Annotated in this window: 17 protein-coding genes; 15 read left to right on the plus strand and 2 right to left on the minus strand. The window is 44.4% G+C overall.

The genetic code is table 11. The annotated features are described in order from the left end of the window. The 13 genes from BQ9856_RS06755 to BQ9856_RS06815 all read left to right on the plus strand — a co-directional run. Positions 1–1,493, plus strand: a 1,493-nt coding sequence (locus BQ9856_RS06755; protein WP_139348763.1) for an FAD-dependent oxidoreductase, incomplete at its 5' end; no start/stop codon positions are given. Next, the gene (locus BQ9856_RS06760; protein WP_077610349.1) at positions 1,486–1,827 is read left to right on the plus strand and encodes a hydrogenase maturation nickel metallochaperone HypA/HybF; all 342 of its coding nucleotides are present in this window, start codon (positions 1,486–1,488) and stop codon (positions 1,825–1,827) included. The genes BQ9856_RS06755 and BQ9856_RS06760, both read left to right, overlap by 8 nt. A 190-nt stretch (positions 1,828–2,017) precedes the next feature. After that, the gene (locus BQ9856_RS06765) at positions 2,018–2,578 is read left to right on the plus strand and encodes a PadR family transcriptional regulator (RefSeq protein WP_077610351.1); all 561 of its coding nucleotides are present in this window, start codon (positions 2,018–2,020) and stop codon (positions 2,576–2,578) included. Positions 2,579–2,594: 16 nt separating this feature from the next. After that, positions 2,595–3,167 (plus strand): flavodoxin family protein, encoded by a 573-nt coding sequence (locus BQ9856_RS06770; protein WP_077610352.1) that lies wholly within the window; start codon positions 2,595–2,597, stop codon positions 3,165–3,167. Further along, on the plus strand, positions 3,164–3,883 hold the full coding sequence (locus BQ9856_RS06775; RefSeq protein WP_077610353.1) for a 4Fe-4S binding protein: 720 nt from the start codon (positions 3,164–3,166) through the stop codon (positions 3,881–3,883). Before BQ9856_RS06770 ends, BQ9856_RS06775 begins: the two co-directional genes overlap by 4 nt. A 164-nt stretch (positions 3,884–4,047) precedes the next feature. Continuing rightward, on the plus strand, positions 4,048–4,659 hold the full coding sequence (locus tag BQ9856_RS06780) for a DNA-3-methyladenine glycosylase (protein ID WP_077610354.1): 612 nt from the start codon (positions 4,048–4,050) through the stop codon (positions 4,657–4,659). A gap of 20 nt (positions 4,660–4,679) precedes the next feature. Then, positions 4,680–5,366 (plus strand): Crp/Fnr family transcriptional regulator, encoded by a 687-nt coding sequence (locus BQ9856_RS06785; RefSeq protein WP_077610355.1) that lies wholly within the window; start codon positions 4,680–4,682, stop codon positions 5,364–5,366. Positions 5,367–5,486: 120 nt separating this feature from the next. Further along, positions 5,487–5,984 carry a DUF488 family protein gene (locus BQ9856_RS06790; protein ID WP_200801270.1) on the plus strand — a complete coding sequence of 166 codons (498 nt, stop codon included), beginning with the start codon at positions 5,487–5,489 and terminating at the stop codon, positions 5,982–5,984. A gap of 101 nt (positions 5,985–6,085) precedes the next feature. Beyond that, positions 6,086–6,787 carry a type 1 glutamine amidotransferase gene (locus BQ9856_RS06795; RefSeq protein WP_077610356.1) on the plus strand — a complete coding sequence of 234 codons (702 nt, stop codon included), beginning with the start codon at positions 6,086–6,088 and terminating at the stop codon, positions 6,785–6,787. A 63-nt stretch (positions 6,788–6,850) separates the two neighbouring features. Further along, positions 6,851–8,482: a hydroxylamine reductase gene (hcp, locus tag BQ9856_RS06800; protein WP_077610357.1), complete on the plus strand. Its 1,632-nt coding sequence runs from the start codon at positions 6,851–6,853 to the stop codon at positions 8,480–8,482. 184 nt (positions 8,483–8,666) lie between these two features. After that, positions 8,667–9,215, plus strand: coding sequence for a flavin reductase family protein (locus tag BQ9856_RS06805; RefSeq protein ID WP_077610358.1), 549 nt, complete (start codon positions 8,667–8,669; stop codon positions 9,213–9,215). Between the two features lie 258 nt (positions 9,216–9,473). Then, complete coding sequence (locus BQ9856_RS06810) at positions 9,474–9,662, plus strand: ferredoxin (protein ID WP_077610359.1); 189 nt, start codon at positions 9,474–9,476, stop codon at positions 9,660–9,662. A 97-nt stretch (positions 9,663–9,759) separates the two neighbouring features. Then, complete coding sequence (locus tag BQ9856_RS06815; protein WP_077610360.1) at positions 9,760–10,998, plus strand: DUF438 domain-containing protein; 1,239 nt, start codon at positions 9,760–9,762, stop codon at positions 10,996–10,998. 47 nt (positions 10,999–11,045) lie between these two features. Here BQ9856_RS06815 and BQ9856_RS06820 read toward each other — a convergent pair whose 3' ends face one another. Next, entirely contained in the window at positions 11,046–11,441 is a 396-nt protein-coding gene (locus BQ9856_RS06820; protein ID WP_077610361.1) for a pyridoxamine 5'-phosphate oxidase family protein, read from the minus strand. A 211-nt stretch (positions 11,442–11,652) separates the two neighbouring features. Here BQ9856_RS06820 and BQ9856_RS06825 point away from each other — a divergent pair, with 211 nt between their 5' ends. Beyond that, a complete protein-coding gene (locus BQ9856_RS06825; RefSeq protein ID WP_077610362.1) occupies positions 11,653–12,447 on the plus strand; it encodes a shikimate kinase in 795 nt (264 codons plus the stop codon). Positions 12,448–12,509: 62 nt separating this feature from the next. Here BQ9856_RS06825 and BQ9856_RS06830 read toward each other — a convergent pair whose 3' ends face one another. Further along, a complete protein-coding gene (locus tag BQ9856_RS06830; protein WP_077610363.1) occupies positions 12,510–14,606 on the minus strand; it encodes a methyl-accepting chemotaxis protein in 2,097 nt (698 codons plus the stop codon). 531 nt (positions 14,607–15,137) lie between these two features. Here BQ9856_RS06830 and BQ9856_RS06835 point away from each other — a divergent pair. Then, positions 15,138–17,009: an urease accessory protein UreH domain-containing protein gene (locus BQ9856_RS06835; protein ID WP_077610364.1), complete on the plus strand. Its 1,872-nt coding sequence runs from the start codon at positions 15,138–15,140 to the stop codon at positions 17,007–17,009. Positions 17,010–17,291: the final 282 nt, after the last annotated feature.

Genomic DNA, 17,291 nt, shown 5'->3' on the forward strand with positions numbered 1-17,291 from the left:
TCTGTAACCGCCGGTGTGAATCGGCCTGTACCCGGGGAGACATTGATGAACCCGTAGCAATTGATGAGATTAAAAAATTTATCGCTTATCAGGACTTAAATGAAGCCCGTTGTTTTGTTCCGGAAAAACGCCACAGCTATGGCCGGCCCATAGCTGTGGTCGGAGCAGGTCCGGCCGGCCTTTCCTGTGCCTATTTTCTTGCAGTGGATGGATATAAGGTGACCGTGTTTGAAAAGGAAAAGGAGCCAGGCGGGATGCTGATGATGGGAATCCCGTCCTTCCGTTTGGGAAAAGACGTGGTTCATGCAGAAATCAATGTACTCCGCAAGCTGGGCGTGGAATTCAAAACAGGCGTGGAAGTGGGAAGGGATATTACCATCGGGCAGCTGCGCAGACAGGGATTTGAGGCTTTTTACCTGGCAATCGGCGCTCAGGAAGGCCGCGGTCTTGGGATAGAAGGCGAAGAAGCCGGGGGGGTATATTCCGGCATTGATTTTATCCGCCGTATAAACCGTCTGGAAGATGTGAAGCTGTTTGGGAAGGCCATTGTGATCGGCGGCGGAAACGTGGCAATAGATGTTGCGCGCACGGCTGCCCGTGCGGAGGCTGAAAACGTGGAGCTTTACTGTCTTGAGAGCCCGGAGGAAATGCCGGCCTCACATGATGAACTGGAGGAGGCAAAGGAAGAAAACATAGGGATTCATAATGGCTGGGGCCCGGTCCGGATTATTGCGGAAAACGGACGGGTTACGGGGGTTGAGTTCCGGCGCTGTGTATCGGTGTTTGATAAAAACGGCCGTTTTACGCCTGTGTTCGATGATCGTGATACTATGATAGCGGAAGCTGACTGGGTATTGCTTTCCGTCGGTCAGACCATAAGCTGGGGCAATCTGCTTAAAGGCACAGGGATTGTCTGCAATCCTGACGGTACCATAAAGGCCGACCCCTTTACTTACCAGACTGATGAGCCGGATATCTTTGCCGGCGGAGACGCGTTTACCGGCCCCGGATTTGCCATTGATGCGATTGCGGCGGGTAAGCAGGGAGCGGTTTCCATCCACCGGTTTGTACAGCCGGGCCAGAGCCTCGTCATTGGACGGGACCGCCGTGAATATAAGTCCCTGGATAAAGATTCCCTTGTATTGGAGACCTATGACCGCATGCCCCGTCAGAAGGTCAGACAAAAGGCAAATCCTCACAGCTTCTCCGATGAACGCGGTACCTTTACCGAAGAGCAGGTACAAAAAGAGACGGAACGCTGCCTGGGCTGCGGGGCCGCAGTGGTGGATGAATTCCTGTGCGTAGGCTGCGGCCAGTGTACCACCAAGTGTAAATTTGATGCAATCTCACTGATACGCCGATATGACGGGGAAGGCGTATCCCTGCTGGATATGAAAAAAGCGGTTTTGCCCCATGTGGTAAAACGCAGAGCGAAAATAACCATGAAAAAAATTCGTAAGGCAATGAGCAGACAGGAGGCGTTCCATGCATGAGTTGGGTATTATCGCTGAGGTAGTGCGCGTGGTAGAGAATATCGCCCGCGAGCAGCAGCTGACAAAGGTGGAAACGCTGGTGCTGCAGATCGGCGAGCTGGCTTCGGTGGTACCTTATTATGTGGAGCAGTGTTATCCCGCCGCTGTTTACGGCACGCTGCTGGAAAACACCCGTCTGGAGATTGAAATCATTCCGGGAAATGGACGATGCTGCCAATGCGGTAAAGTATTCCATGTCCTGGAGAACTTACATAAATGCCCTGTTTGCGGGAGTACTTCCTGGGAATTGCTTGGCGGACGGGAGTTTATGATTAAAGAAATTGTGGCCTGTTAATGGAGTGCAGAAAAGCCGGTGTAAGGAGTTGATTTTTATCAAACTTTTATGCTGGCTTTTTTACTACCGGAAAATAGCGTAAGATAGCGGTAAAAAAAGATTGACAAGAAAAATATTGAGGTGTAATATAAAACCAATATATCGATACGATATATATATGATCGATATAAAATAGACAAAGGAGGCAATTATGCTAGAATTCATAATTCTTGGATTCCTCATGAACGGTGAAAAAAGCGGATATGACTTAAAGCAATGGATGACTTATTCAACATCCTATTTCTTTGATGCGAGCTTTGGAAGTATCTATCCGGCGCTAAAGAGGCTGGAGAGTAAGCGCCTGGTTCTGTTTCATGAATCTGTTGAGGGGAGTAAGTATAAGAAGGTATACCGGATCACCGAGAGCGGAAAAGAAGCTTTTTTGAATTGGGTTGCGGAACCGGTCCTTTTCGAAAAGTCAAGACAAGACCATTTGGTAAAGATTTTCTTTTATGAATTTTTGCCCAAAGAAAATGCAATTGCCAATTTAAAAGCTCTTGTTAAAATGATTGAACCCGTTGTAAGGGATTTGATCAGCCAAAGGGAGGACGCAGCGGAGAAATATGACAAAGACCGGTATTTTTACCGGTATGCAACGATGGCTTATGGAATTGATTATTATAATTTTGTGCTGAAATGGTGCGGGGATTTGATCACAGAGCTTGAAACGAATCCCGAAGCAGGCCGGAGTGAACGCTTTCAGGCCAAATAAGGAAGGGGAATTTAATATGAAAACATTAACGATCATGGGAAGCCCGAATAAGAAAGGAAAGACGGATGCAGCGCTTGAATTCTTTGAGAATAACATGCTTGCAAAGGGAAATGATGTAGAAAGAGTTAATATAACGGATTATAAAATGAACGGTTGTGTCGGATGCTACACATGCATGAGAAAAAAGGATGAATCCGGCTGCATTCAAAAAGATGACGCACTGTCCATTTTTGAAAAAATGGAAGCTGCAGACGCCATTGTGATAGCTTCTCCGCTTTATTCGTTTGATTTGACCGCACAATTAAAGCCATTTGTGGATCGGTGCTTCAGCCTCTCAAATACCCCTGTCTTAAACGGGAAACGCATGGCGCTTCTCATTACATGCGCAGGCCCGGCCGAGAAAAACGCCGATCTCGTACAGGAATTTTTCCGAAGGGCTTTTGACGGCGGGAATGGAGGTATGTTCCATACGGAACTAGCCGGAAGATATGTAGTACCATATAGCAATGCTCCGGATTTTACGGAACGGGCCCAAAAGACCGCAGACAGAATGGCTGACGAGATCAGACAGGAAGGTTTGATAAAATGAGACAAAAAATACGCAAAGGGCTTCTTACATACTCAGCAATTTTATTTCCATTATTGTTTTTCTTTTTGTCCCCCTTTATCATCGTGATGTCTGCATTACATGGCATCATAAATGGAAGCGCCGTTATTTTTGGGCTTTTATTATTATTTTCCGTGTTCGGCAGCCGCCTTTTCTGCGGCTGGCTGTGTCCGGGAGGTGCGTTGCAGGAGCAGGTTTCAAATATCAACAGCAGGCCATGGAACAGCCGGTGGAGAAATGCTTCGAAGTATATTATTTGGATTGTCTGGCTTACCTTTATTATTTTTCTGTGGTGCCGCCGTTTTCCGCTTAAAGTGAATTTTTTTTATATGTCAGAGGTTAATCTGTTTATTGTAATTATTTATTTTATTGTTGCTACGTTAATTTACGCATGTGCTCTTTTAACCGGCAAAAGAGGCATGTGCCACAGTATCTGCTGGATGGCGCCGTTCATGGTGCTTGGTGAAAAAATTGCGGATTTCCTACATATACCAAGATTTCGCCTGACAGCAGACGGTAACGCCTGTATTTCCTGTAAAAAGTGCAATAAACAATGCCCGATGAGCCTGGATGTACACGGCATGGTAAAGTCCGGTCAAATGGATTCCACGGAATGCATTTCCTGTCTGGAATGTGTGGATTGCTGTCCCAAAGGGGCTATTGCATGCGGGATTAAAAGAACAAATTCAAGTGGCTGAGCGGATTGCGAATATCCGCTTTGACTTTACAAGAATCTTTAGATGTATTATTATTTATATGCGCAAAGGATTAAAATTCACAAAATGTGAGTTATTTCGCATAAAGAAAATAAGACTTTTAAGGAGAGCGATGAATTTCTGTCTGTCGCGGGATGATATAATAAATGAAGACATTGAGCAGAGAATTTTATAATAGAGATTCCATAATCGTTGCAAAAGAACTTCTGGGGAAGATTCTCGTCCATGAAGCAGGCGGGAAAAAAGTCAGCGCTAAAATTGTAGAAACAGAAGCATATATGGGGATCGGTGATAAAGCTGCGCATTCCTATGGAGGAAGGCGGACACCGAGAGTTGAAGTCATGTATGGAGGCCCGGGCTTTTCCTATGTATTTATGATTTATGGCATGTATGATTGCTTTAATATCGTTACCCGGGAAGAAGGAATCCCGCAAGCCGTTTTGATACGGGCTGTTGAGCCAATGGGAGAAGTCGGTTTCATGGCTGAAAACAGGTATAAAAAGCCATACGGTCAGTTGAGCAGAAGCCAGATTACCGGGTTGACGAATGGGCCCGGAAAATTATGCAGGGCACTTTTGATTGACCGGTCGCTGAATGGAGAAGATTTGTGCGGCAATAAGCTATATCTTTTAGAAGGTCAAAAGGAAGACTTCCCCATAGTATCAACGAAACGGATAGGGGTTGATTATGCCGGGGAAGCAAGGGATTATCCATGGCGGTTTTATATAGAAGGCAACAGATATGTGTCTGTGAAATAATAACAACGTATGGAGTAATAATGAAAGAATTCTTAAAAGACCATTTAAAGGAATGCAGCCATATCCCCCTGTTTTTCGGAATCAGCAGCAAGGATCTGCTCCCTATGCTTCAATGTCTGGGAAGCTATATTAAAACATACAAAAAAGGGGAATTCATTCTTTTAACAGAAGAAGCTGTCAAATGCGTAGGCGTTATTCTGGAAGGCTCCGTAAAGATGATAAAAGAAGACTTATGGGGCAATAAAACCATACTGGCAGTCATGGAAAAAGAGGAACTGTTCGGCGAGACATTTACCTGCGGCAGTACCATAGCTGCGACCGTGACATTTGTGGCGGGAAAGGAAGCAAAGGTATTATATCTGCCGTTTGAGCGTGTCATGCATTCCTGCAGCAGGTCCTGCGTATACCATCACAGGCTGATCGAAAACATGGTGACCCTGATCGCCAATAAAAATGTGCAGCTTATGGAGAAGCTTGAGATCATCACCAAGAAAACCCTGCGGGAAAAAATAAGCTGCTTTTTATCCATTCAGGCACAGAGAAATAACAGCAGGTATTTTACCACATCAATGGGAAGAGTGGAGCTTTCGGAATATCTATGTGCAGACCGAAGTGCACTGACCAGGGAATTGAATCTGATGAAATCCGAAGGACTCATTGATTTTGATAAGAATACCTTTAAGATCTTAAAAGAATTTCCGGATTAAATTACCGGGAATTGCATAAAAAGCGATCCGCATATGTTGCAGGAGCAACCCATGCGGATCGCTTTTTTGTGTATATTTTACCTGTACTGTATTTTTAGTGAATAGAAAGAGGTGAAAAGCATGGGGGATGAATCAACGGGCTATGGGTGCCGGGCGGGCGAATGGATGCAGGGCACCGGGCGGGAAAGAACACACCGGCTGTATGTAATGAGCGCGTATGAGACGAGTGCAGCAGATTTTTTTGAGAAATTAAAGGAATATAACGCAGACCTGGTACTGGATATACGGCGGAAGAATGAATCTCAGCTGTGCGGATTTACCAAAAAGCTGGATTTGGAGTATTTTGTAAACAAGATTGTTCATGCACAATACATTCATGACCTTAATTTTGCTCCTACACAAGTACTGCTGGATCAATATGTAAAGCACTGGATTGGCTGGGAACAATACAAAGAGGGGTATGAAGCCTTAATGGAAGAGCGCAATATAGTACCTTATTTTATGTCCCGGTATGGGGCGTATCCGAGTGTCTGTATTTTGGGAACGGATACAAAAAAGAGAAAGTCACACAGCCAGATACTCTATTCGCTGCTTAGAATGGAATTAAATGAAAATTGAAATAAAAAGTTTCAATGTGTTGTAATAACAACAGACATAATCCTTTGGCAATGATATCCTCTAATGGAAGAGGAAACAGCTTTTGTACAGGAGGGACCGGTATGAGACTTCACTTTTTACAGCATGTTTCATTTGAAAACCCAGGAGCGATCCTGCTATGGGCCGAAGAGAACCGATTTACGGTTACAAGCACTCAGTTGTACCTTGGCCAAAGGCTTCCGCAGCCGGAAGAATTTGACTGGCTTGTAGTAATGGGCGGGCCGATGAATATTTATGAGGAAGGCAGGTATCCATGGCTTTCGGAGGAAAAGGAGCTGATCAGGGAATCCATTTCATGCAATAAGATGGTATTGGGATTCTGTCTGGGGGCGCAGCTGATTGCAGATGTTCTGGGAGGAAGGGTGGCAAAAAACCCGGTAAAGGAAATTGGCTGGCATACCGTAACCTTTACAAAAGAAGCAGAGAAGATCCGGGCGTTCAAACGGTTTCCAAAGGAACTGACCGTTTTTCAGTGGCATGGAGATACATTTTCGGACCTGCCTGAGGAAGTTACGCTGCTGGCGGAAAGTGAGGCCTGTCTTCATCAGGCATTTTGTTATAAAAGCCGGGTATTCGGATTTCAGTTTCATTTGGAAAACACAGGGAGGATCCTTAAAAATCTGATAAAAAACTGTGAAGACGAAATCCAGCCGGGGCCTTATGTTCAGACAAAAGAAGAGATGCTTTCCCATCCGGAATACATAGAGAAAAGCAATGAGTGGATGTTCCTCTTTCTTACAAATCTCTACCAGGCCGGTAAATAAGCACGAGCACCAATACGGATTGGTGTTATGCATAAAATTTTTTACAATAGGAGGTAACAGAATATGAGCATGTTTTGCTATCAGTGTCAGGAAACGGCAAAAAACACAGGATGTACCGTTAAGGGTGTCTGTGGCAAGAATGAGGAGGTTGCAAAGCTTCAGGACCTGCTTGTTTATGCAGCAAAGGGGATTTCCGAAATTGTTGTGAAGACAAAAACAAACGCTGCAAAAATCAGTGAGATTAACCACGAGGTATTAACAAGTCTCTTTATCACGATCACAAATGCGAACTTTGATGCGGATGCAATTGAGAAGCAGATCGTGAAAGTCCTTAAATTAAGAGATCAGCTTGCAAAGGATGCAGGCTATCATGGGAACCATGATGCCGCAGTATTTACCGTGGGCAACAGAGAGTCCATGCTTTTAAAGGCTTCCCAGGCCGGAGTCCTTGCTACGGAAAATGAAGATGTCCGTTCCTTAAGAGAACTGATCATTTACGGAATCAAGGGTATGGCTGCGTACACAGAACATGCACTCAATATCGGAAAAGAGGATGCATCCATTTACTCTTTCATGTATGAAGGATTGGCTGCGACTCTTGATGACAGCCTTACCGCTGATGATCTGGTGGCCCTGACCTTAAAAACCGGGGAATACGGTGTGAAGGCCATGGCGCTTCTCGATGAAGCCAATACTTCCCGATACGGGAATCCGGAGATCACCTCCGTTAATATCGGCGTCAGAAAGAATCCGGCCATTCTTATTTCCGGTCATGATCTGACCGATATGGAACAGCTTCTGGAACAGACAAAGGGGACCGGAGTAGATGTTTATACGCATGGCGAGATGCTTCCTGCCCACTATTATCCTGCGTTTAAGAAATATGATCATTTTGTAGGAAACTACGGAAACGCCTGGTGGAAGCAGGTCGGTGAGTTTGAATCCTTCCATGGCCCCATTCTCTTTACCACAAACTGCATCGTTCCGCCAAAAACTCCGGAAGTTGCGGACAGGATCTTTACGACAGGTGCAGCAGGCTTCCCGGGCTGCCTTCATATTACAGCTGACGAAAATGGTAAGAAAGATTTTTCTGCCATTATTGAAATGGCAAAGAGTCTCCCGGCTCCGGATGAGATTGAAACAGGCAGCATTGTAGGCGGTTTTGCCCATAACCAGGTACTGGCACTTGCCGATAAGGTGGTGGATGCCGTGAAATCCGGTGCGATTAAGAAGTTTTTCGTTATGGCAGGCTGTGACGGCAGGATGAAATCCAGGGAGTACTACACGGAATTTGCAAAGCAGCTTCCGAAGGACACCGTCATTCTCACGGCAGGCTGTGCAAAATACAGATATAACAAACTGGAACTTGGCGATATCGGCGGCATTCCGAGAGTCCTGGATGCAGGACAGTGCAATGACTCCTATTCACTGGCAGTGATCGCGCTGAAGCTGAAAGAAGTATTTGGTCTTGATGATGTCAACAAGCTGCCGATTGCTTACAACATTGCATGGTATGAGCAGAAAGCGGTCATCGTGCTTCTTGCACTGCTTTACTTAGGGGTGAAGAATATTCATCTGGGACCCACATTACCAGGATTCTTATCTCCAAATGTTGCTAAGGTTCTTGTGGATACATTCGGGATCGCGGGCATTGGCACCGTTGAAGATGATATTGAGTTATTCATGAATGCATAATATTTAACCTTATCAAGCAAGTAGCGAAGCGGATTGCGGATATCCGCTTTGACATTATTATTTATAAGTCCATCAGAAGTGTTGCAGCGGCAACGTATCTGATGGACTTTTTTTGCTATCATGAAATCGCAAGGTGCTGGCTTGCAGATATAACAAAATATTTCTTGAATAAATGGAGGAAAAAATGAAAAAAGTAAACGTAGATTATGAAAAAATGTATTACGGTTTTCCGGTCATTCTTGTAAGCTATTATGATAAGACCGGCACTCCCAATGTAACGACCATATCCTCGTCCTATACGTTGAAGGACATGGTGGCATTGGGGTTTAGCAGCAAAGGTCATGCTATCGGCCAGATAAAAGAAATGTCTGATTTTGTTATCAATATAGCAGACAGCAGACTGGTAGAGGCCGTGGACTTTTGCGGAAAAAATTCCGGGGCTGTGTGTAAGAAATTTGAAAGCCTGAATCTGACTCCCGTACCGTCAGCGGCCGTCAATGCTCCGGTCATAGAGGAGTGTCCGGTTTCCATAGAATGTACGCTGACTGACGTCATAGAAAGTGAAAATTACAAAGGGATCACCAATGTTTTGGCACGCATCAAAGGAAGGCTCGTAGCCGAAACTTATTTAGACGCCAATGGAAGATTGAACGTGTCTGAATTTGATGATATCCTTTACATTGGGGACGGCGTCAACCGTGGATACAGGTATATGAAAAAGGAAAGTAATTAAGAGTCCGCTTGCGTTAATTAGAATATATGGAAAATGTTGTAATGACAACGGACAAACGGAAATGGGAATGATATCCTTAAAATGTAAACAATCAAAATAATAGAGAAATTTCAGGATAATTTGTAAGAATATTACCAACACTAAATATGCATTTTGGGTCAAGGCATCAGTATCATGTGCTATGAATGAGGAGGTTATCAGACGTTAAGAGCCGCCTGATTCATAACGCATAATTTATAAAAGAAAGGAGTTATTGGTATGAAGGCAGTAGTTGATAGAGAGGGCTGCATTGAATGCGGGTTATGTGCAGCTACTTGTCCGGAGGTATTCCGCATGGGAGAGGATGGGCCTGCAGAAGTATATGTTGACGATGTACCGGAAGAAGTTGAACAGACAGCAGTAGAAGCACAGGAAGGCTGTCCGGTCTCGGTAATTACAGTAGAATAGTCAATGAAAGCGCCTCTTTCTGAATGGAATATTTAATCAGACAGAGGTGCTGTTGTTTAAGGGGTAAATTTTCTATTTGATGATAAGGAGGAAGTTTATGAGCGAATATATCAACAATCGTGAGATGAGGCAGAATACTATAAAAAAGATTATCAAACAGCTGCATGAAGGCAAAACGGTGGAAGACGTAAAACAGCAGTTTGAAGATGCCTTTCAGGATGTTTCGGCTACTGAGATATCCATGGCGGAAGCCGCCCTGATTGCAGATGGTCTTCCGGTGGAGGAAGTCCAAAGGCTTTGTGATGTTCATGCCGCAGTCTTTAAAGGTTCCATTGAGGAGATCCATCAGCCGGCCGATCCGGCTTTCATACCTGGCCATCCATTGAATGTATTAGTAAAAGAAAATAAAAAAATCACTCATATCATGGAAAAGGAGATCCGGCCATATTTATCTTTGGCAAAAATGGATGAAAAAAAGGAATTCTTAAGGCTGATTGAGGGAGTAAGCAAATTAAAGGATCTGTCCGTACACTATCAGAAAAAAGAAAACCTGCTGTTTCCCTACATGGAGAAATATGGAATCACTGCACCTCCGAAAGTGATGTGGGGAGTGGATGATGAAATCAGAAACCAGTTGAAAAATGTGATGGAAATGCTTGACAGGAGAGCAGAAAAGAATGAAATTCTGATACAAAAAACCGAAGAATTATTAGATAAAATTACAGAAATGATATTTAAGGAAGAGAATATCATGGTTCCCATGCTTTTGGAGCAGTTAACACAGGAAGAATGGAAAACAATTGCCGATGAAAGTCCGGAAATAGGATTTATCATCGACCATGTACCGGTGTGGAATCCTGCTGCAGCACAGGAAGAGAGGAAGGGGACGGTAAAAGAGGCGGGGCAGGAGAGCGGCCTCATAAAACTGCCTTCCGGAGAATTTAAGGTGGAAGAATTGACTGCCATGTTAAATACACTTCCCTTTGATATTACCTTTGTGGACAAGGACGATGAGGTGAAGTATTTTTCAGAAGGGAAGGAACGGGCATTCCCGAGAACGAAAGCCATTATCGGCAGAAATGTTTCCAACTGTCATCCCCCGGCAAGCGTTCATATCGTTGAAAAAATTGTTGACGATTTTAAGACCGGCAGGAAAGACCACGAAGATTTCTGGATAAAAATGGCTGGGAAATATATTTTGATCCGATATTATGCGGTGAGAGATGATAAGGGGGAATATCTTGGAGTTCTGGAAGTAACACAGGATATCAAACCGATACAGGAAATTACCGGTGAGAAGAGATTGTTATCGGAACAGAAAAATGAATTGGAATGAATAAATCGGCCAGAAGTATGCTTACACTGGCCGATTTCTTTGATCCATCAGAATTTGATGACTTTAGGCTCACCTGTGAAAGAGCAAATGGTAGCAGTTGCATTTTTAAGATATAATACTTCAAAGATGCCATCGTCAACGGAATACATATTGCTGAGAGAAGCCTTGTTATCTTCCAGCATTGCTTCGCGGGCTTCACGCCTGCCGTCATGAACGGCTTCTGCCTCAAGTCTGATCCATGTGCCTTTATTCATACCGGAGATTTCAATTTTTGGATTTTTCTTCATCTGGTCGTAGACTTTTTTCTGATTATTGGTTGTTATGTAGAGCTTTCCTTCAAATTCGCATACGGCTCCAAACGGACGGACATGCGGCTGGTCCCCCTCATTGGTTGCTAAATAAAAAGTACCACATGCTTTTAAGTAATCCAATACTTCTTTCATATTACTGCTCCTTTCGATGGTTCGTATTATATTTTGTTTGCAAGACTATTATATATCATGGATTATATTTGTAAACTACGATATTTTGAGATACCTAGTATCGATCTGGATACTTTATGGCAAAGTATTGCTTTACAATTTATGCCTGATATAGGTATAATGTAAAAAATATATTGGAACATTATGATAAAACAAAAAATGGAGAGATGTTATGAGAGAACTGAATGAGGTATGGGAAGATTTGAATCGTTGTGATGCGGCTGTATTGGAGCTTCTGATGCAGCGTCTTGGTTACATAGCTGAAATCATAGAATATAAAAAAGAGCATGGACTGCCTGTTTTCCAGCCGGAACAGGAGAAGGTCCGGTATGAAAATTTAATTGCCGCAATTGGTGATCATGCCTATAGCAATGAATTATTAAGGATTTTTAAACAAATCGAAGAGGAAAGTAAATGCGTCCGGAGCAAAAGCCTGTTTCATTATAACATCGCTTTCATCGGGTTTATGGGTTCCGGTAAAAGTACGGTTTCCAAGTATTTAAAGGATATGCTTGCCATGAAGGAAGTTGATGTGGATTCCATGATCGTGCAGGAGCAGAAGATGCTTATTAAGGATATATTCGAAAAATACGGAGAAGAATATTTCCGGAATTGCGAAAGCAATGCGATCATCAGCCTGCAAAGCTGCAGACAGACCATTATCTCCTGCGGCGGCGGTGCGGTAATACGGGAAGAAAATGTAAGAAATTTAAAAAAGAGCAGCCGCATTGTGCTGCTGACTGCCAGCCCGGAAACCACATTGGAGCGAGTGAAGGAAAGTGACGAGCGTCCCATTTTAAATGGAAATATGAATGTTGAATTCATAAAAGAGCTTATGGCAAAACGTGCCGGCTATTATCAAAAAGCGGCAGATGTGATCGTTGAAACAGATCATAAAAGCGTAAGGCAGATCTGTGAAGAACTGATTGCATCCCTTATACAATTTGAAAAGAAAGCAAAACAGTAAAAATACAGGGCGTTGTCAAACGAATGGGCCATCCCAGTCGTTTGTGCAACGCCCTGTGTTTATCAATATTTTCCGAAGTCGTCTTCAAGAATCATGGGAGCCGGGGACTGGTCAAAAATTTCATCATTTGCCTGTTTATTATCCTGAAGCTTGAATTTTCCGACCTCCTGTTTCAGCGTCTGTGCCTGTGCATCCAGTTCTTCACTGGAAGCAGAACTTTCTTCCGCAGTAGCCGCATTTGTCTGAACTACGGTCGATACCTGGGACAAGCCCTGGTTGATTTGTTCAATGGCCTGTACCTGCTGGAAGGAAGCAGCAGCAATTTCCTGTATGGTCTGTTCTACAATTCCTGCCTTATCCGCCACATCACGAAGGATCGCTGCGGTTTCATCTGCCAGCTTTTCTCCGTCTGAAACGGCACTGACGGAATGCTCGATCAAATCCGCGGTCTGTTTGGCGGCCTCTGCGGACTTTGCCGCAAGATTGCGCACTTCATCGGCTACGACTGCAAAGCCTTTTCCGGCTTCCCCCGCCCGGGCAGATTCAACCGCAGCATTAAGCGCAAGGATGTTTGTCTGGAAGGCGATATCCTCAATAACCTTTGTAATGCTGGATATCTTTTCAGAAGCAGCCCCGATTTCCTTCATGGAAGCATCTAACTTCTGCATTTGTTCATTGCCTTCATTCATACCGGTACTGGCCAGCCTTACATAATCCGTGGCTTTCTGTACATTGGAAGCATTCTGTTCTGCCTGGCTTGCTACGCTTGTTACGGAAGCATTAAGCTCTTCCACGGTAGCTGCCTGTTCGGTCGCACCTGTTGCAAGGGACTGGGAGGCGCTTGATATCTGTTTTGCACCGCCTGCTACCTGTTCAGAGGACTCTCTGATGTTTATGAATACGGAGTTCAGATTATTGATAATCCTGTTGAGCGATTCTTTAAGCTGGATAAAATCGCCCCTGTAATCCTGACTTGTTGCAACCGTACAGTCACCCTGTTCCAGGCTTGACAGGATGAATGAAATTTCCTGGATGTAATTATTTAAAGTGACCACCGTATTTGTAAAGGATTTTGACAATGTCTCAAGCTCGTTCCCCGTAGCCACCTGCGGCACCTCGGAATGTAAGTCCCCATCTACGAGAGCTTCGATCCGTTTCACCAGGCTTACAACCGGTGTCACGATGGGATTGGCGATCCGGAAAGCAATAATAACGGAAATCAGTACAAATAGTATGGTCATACCGGCAGTAACAGCGATGGAGGCATAGAAACTTGACATCATCTCTGACTGATTCGCAACGATACCGATAGACCAGCCGTCTGTGTCCGGAATAGGAGCATAGACGTTAGTCAATTGGCTGCCCTTTAAATTGACCGTCTTCATCCCGGATTTTCCGGCAATCATCTCCTCAACCACTCCGGCTGCTCCCGCCAGGCTTTTGTCTGTTTTTGCCATTTCTATGTAGTTGACCTGGTTATTAACGGTTTCTCTGTTTTTATGTGCAATGATCTTTCCTTCTTTATCAACAACGAACCCGTATCCGGACTTGCCGATAGAAACATTATCAATCATCTGACTGAAGGTATCCGAATCCAGGGCGGCTGACAGAATGCCGTCATACTGGCCATTGTCAATCTTTGTTGCGATAACCAGCACGGGTATTCCCAATACGTCACTGACTAATGTGGATGAAATATAAGTATTACCTTCCATCGCCTGTTTAAAGTATTCACGCTGGCTCATATCGGAACCGTTGGCAGCTTTGCCGTTTACATCTGCAGTGGTGAGGGAGATAAAACCATTTTCCTGGGCCAATTGCTCCATTAGTTCTTTCTTTTGTGCTTCTGTTTTGCCTGGATCTGTGATGGAAGTGTATTTAGCGATTGCTTCGATCCTGGTCCGGTAAACTGTAATTGCATTTTCAACCGACTGGTTATAGGCTATGGCACATTCCTGTAAGCGGTTTTCCGTATTATTTTTCGCGTCGCGGTAAAACAGTATTGCGCTGACCAGTCCGCAAAGAACGGTTATGGAGACAGACAAACCGATGATTCCTAATAATAGGGTCTTTTTAATGGATTTATTATGTCTCATGTGTGCTGCAATGCTTGTACCGCTTTTTTCACCTTTTTTTTGTGTGTGTTTCTCCTCAGTCATTGTGATTTCCTCCGATTTATCTTTTGTAATAACTTTACAGTCATGCCCCGCCGCTTGACAGTGATCATAAATGAATTAAGTCGGCGGCCTGCTGTCATTCTGCCCCATGTGACCTCCCCCCCCCTTTTTGCTGCCTTTTTAACCCGGTGAATTACAGAAACTTATTTTTATTGCTGCAACCACAGGAAGGTTTGTCCTTCTCTTCCCGATAAAACTGAATATTTTGGATGTTATCCAATATGAAATATTATTATCGGGACATTCGAGCTAATCGCTGCACATTTGATGCTGAACTATCATATTTCTGTATAATTCGACAATTTTAATTATATATCAAGCTCATATTATTTGTCAAATATCATCTAAAAATAATACGGTAGTACTAAAAGTTGTAACCGGCAGGAGTTTTTTGTCCGGATATCCGGTTCCCTTAAAAAAATAAAAAAATAATTGAAAAAATTTTTTATCTACACAATTTTTACAAATCGTCCTGCTATTCTTGGGTTCAGAAATAGAAAAGGAGGATGCGAGATGGGATCTGGTGTGAAAACTAAAAAATTGCGGATCGGCGGAATGACCTGTATCAGCTGCCAGAATAAGATCGAGAAGAAACTGCGCAATACGGCCGGCATCGAAAAGGCAGAGGTGAGTTACAGCGCAGGAACCGCCACTGTTACCTATGATACGGATATTATTTCATATAAGAGCATTGTCGGAGTGATTGAAAGTCTGGATTACAAAGTATTAACGGAAAGGGAACGGCAGAAACCGGATTCCAGCCGCGCCATCGGTATTCTGCTGATCATTGTTTCGCTGTATATGCTGATACAGCAGTTTGGGCTCTTGAATTTACTGGCGCCCAGCCAGTTGGCAGATTCTAAAATGAGCTATGGAATGTTATTTATAATCGGATTGGTTACGTCCGTCCACTGCGTGGCAATGTGCGGCGGAATCAATCTTTCCCAGTGCATACCGAGGGGGGAGGAAGCGGACGGGGAGAAGAGCCGTTTTTCTGCGCTGCGCCCAACCTTTCTTTATAATCTTGGACGTGTTATTTCTTACACGGCAGTGGGCTTTCTGGTAGGTGCGCTGGGTTCGGTGATCACTTTTTCCAATACCCTTCAGGGAGTGCTTAAGCTGGTTGCCGGTGTATTCATGGTTATAATGGGAATAAATATGCTGGGGATTTTTCCATGGCTTCGCAGGTTTAGTCCCAGAATGCCCAGGGTCTTTGCCAGAAAGGTCGATAAGGAAAAATCAAAAAGCAAAAGTCCGCTTATCGTGGGCTTATTAAATGGTCTGATGCCATGCGGTCCTTTGCAGGCGATGCAGATTTATGCCCTGTCTACCGGAAATCCGCTTTCCGGAGCGTTATCCATGTTCCTGTTCAGCCTTGGGACCGTGCCGCTCATGTTCGGCCTGGGAGCGCTGTCCTCGGTGCTTGGGAAAAAGTTCGCTGGCAAGGTCATGACGGTGGGCGCAGTGCTTGTGGTCGTACTTGGAATGTCCATGTTTTCCCAGGGAGTAAGCCTGGCCGGGATTCAGGCTCCGGACATTTTCCCCGGTGCAGACAGTGCCGGAGGCGGGAAGCAGGAAAACAAGGATGACATTAAGATAGAAGACGGCGTACAGATCGTAAGCAGCACGCTTGCTCCGGGCAGGTATCCGAATATTAATGTTAAGGCAGGTATCCCGGTGAAGTGGATCATCGATGCCCCCCAGGGCAGCATCAACGGCTGCAATAACCGGATGATCATCCGGGAATATAACATTGAGCATTCCTTCAAAACAGGCGAGAATGTCATTGAATTTACACCTGAAAAAACAGGGAAAGTGACCTATAGCTGCTGGATGGGCATGATCCGCGGCAACATTTACGTAACGGAAGCCGGCGCTCCGGAGAGCGCCACAAATTCCGATGCGGACGGCATATTAAAAGAATACGCTCCGGAGTCGCCGGTGCCGGCAGGCTATGTGATCCCCGTGGATGACGTGGCCATTGCAGAGGATGCCGAAGATGATTATGGGAACAGCATTCAGAAGATTACCATGGAGCTTACGGATGACGGCTTTAAGCCGGCTGCTGCAGTCATAAAATCCGGTGTGGATGTCCAGTGGAATATCATTGACAATACTTCTGAATCCAATTATGATACCTGGCTTCTTGTTCCGGATTTTGCAACCCAGCTTCCCCTTGAAAAGGGAGAAAATCCCCTTTATTTTACCCCTGCGGGCAGCTTTGACTTTTCTACCGGGGATAACAAATTTTATGGATATATAAAGGTTGTGGATGACCTGGGGAACATGGATTTAAATGCGGTCAGGGAAGAAATCCGCAATTTTAAAACGCTGATCTGGCCGGATGAAACATTTCAGGGGGCAGGCGGTTCCTGCTGCCAGTAAACACAAAAAACTTTAGGGGCGGCAGCGGGTAATGCAGCCGTATCAGGATAGAAAGGAGCACATGGATATGGGATTATTATTAAGTCACTGGCATTGTATCCTGCCGGTTTTCATCATTGTAATAGCAATGTTTTTCATGCGGGAAAAACCCAAAAAGGATAATAAGGATAAATAAAATCCACTGACAGGAGGTTTATTGAAATGGTACAGAAATTAAAGCTGGTTTTCAAAAAGAAAAAAAGGGGAGTTCCTGCCGCAATAACGGCAGCAGCGGCGGTGATG

It is taken from the genome of Clostridium sp. Marseille-P2415, from assembly GCF_900155545.1.
Lineage (GTDB): Bacteria > Bacillota > Clostridia > Lachnospirales > Lachnospiraceae > Lacrimispora.

Bases quoted from the DNA above. Each gene is read 5' to 3' on its own strand.
- BQ9856_RS06760 (WP_077610349.1), top strand. From the start codon at position 1,486: ATGCATGAGTTGGGTATTATCGCTGAGGTAGTGCGCGTGGTAGAGAAT.
- BQ9856_RS06765 (WP_077610351.1), top strand. From the start codon at position 2,018: ATGCTAGAATTCATAATTCTTGGATTCCTCATGAACGGTGAAAAAAGC.
- BQ9856_RS06770 (WP_077610352.1), top strand. From the start codon at position 2,595: ATGAAAACATTAACGATCATGGGAAGCCCGAATAAGAAAGGAAAGACG.
- BQ9856_RS06775 (WP_077610353.1), top strand. From the start codon at position 3,164: ATGAGACAAAAAATACGCAAAGGGCTTCTTACATACTCAGCAATTTTA.
- BQ9856_RS06780 (WP_077610354.1), top strand. From the start codon at position 4,048: ATGAAGACATTGAGCAGAGAATTTTATAATAGAGATTCCATAATCGTT.
- BQ9856_RS06785 (WP_077610355.1), top strand. From the start codon at position 4,680: ATGAAAGAATTCTTAAAAGACCATTTAAAGGAATGCAGCCATATCCCC.
- BQ9856_RS06790 (WP_200801270.1), top strand. From the start codon at position 5,487: ATGGGGGATGAATCAACGGGCTATGGGTGCCGGGCGGGCGAATGGATG.
- BQ9856_RS06795 (WP_077610356.1), top strand. From the start codon at position 6,086: ATGAGACTTCACTTTTTACAGCATGTTTCATTTGAAAACCCAGGAGCG.
- hcp (WP_077610357.1), top strand. From the start codon at position 6,851: ATGAGCATGTTTTGCTATCAGTGTCAGGAAACGGCAAAAAACACAGGA.
- BQ9856_RS06805 (WP_077610358.1), top strand. From the start codon at position 8,667: ATGAAAAAAGTAAACGTAGATTATGAAAAAATGTATTACGGTTTTCCG.
- BQ9856_RS06810 (WP_077610359.1), top strand. From the start codon at position 9,474: ATGAAGGCAGTAGTTGATAGAGAGGGCTGCATTGAATGCGGGTTATGT.
- BQ9856_RS06815 (WP_077610360.1), top strand. From the start codon at position 9,760: ATGAGCGAATATATCAACAATCGTGAGATGAGGCAGAATACTATAAAA.
- BQ9856_RS06820 (WP_077610361.1), bottom strand. From the start codon at position 11,441: ATGAAAGAAGTATTGGATTACTTAAAAGCATGTGGTACTTTTTATTTA.
- BQ9856_RS06825 (WP_077610362.1), top strand. From the start codon at position 11,653: ATGAGAGAACTGAATGAGGTATGGGAAGATTTGAATCGTTGTGATGCG.
- BQ9856_RS06830 (WP_077610363.1), bottom strand. From the start codon at position 14,606: ATGACTGAGGAGAAACACACACAAAAAAAAGGTGAAAAAAGCGGTACA.
- BQ9856_RS06835 (WP_077610364.1), top strand. From the start codon at position 15,138: ATGGGATCTGGTGTGAAAACTAAAAAATTGCGGATCGGCGGAATGACC.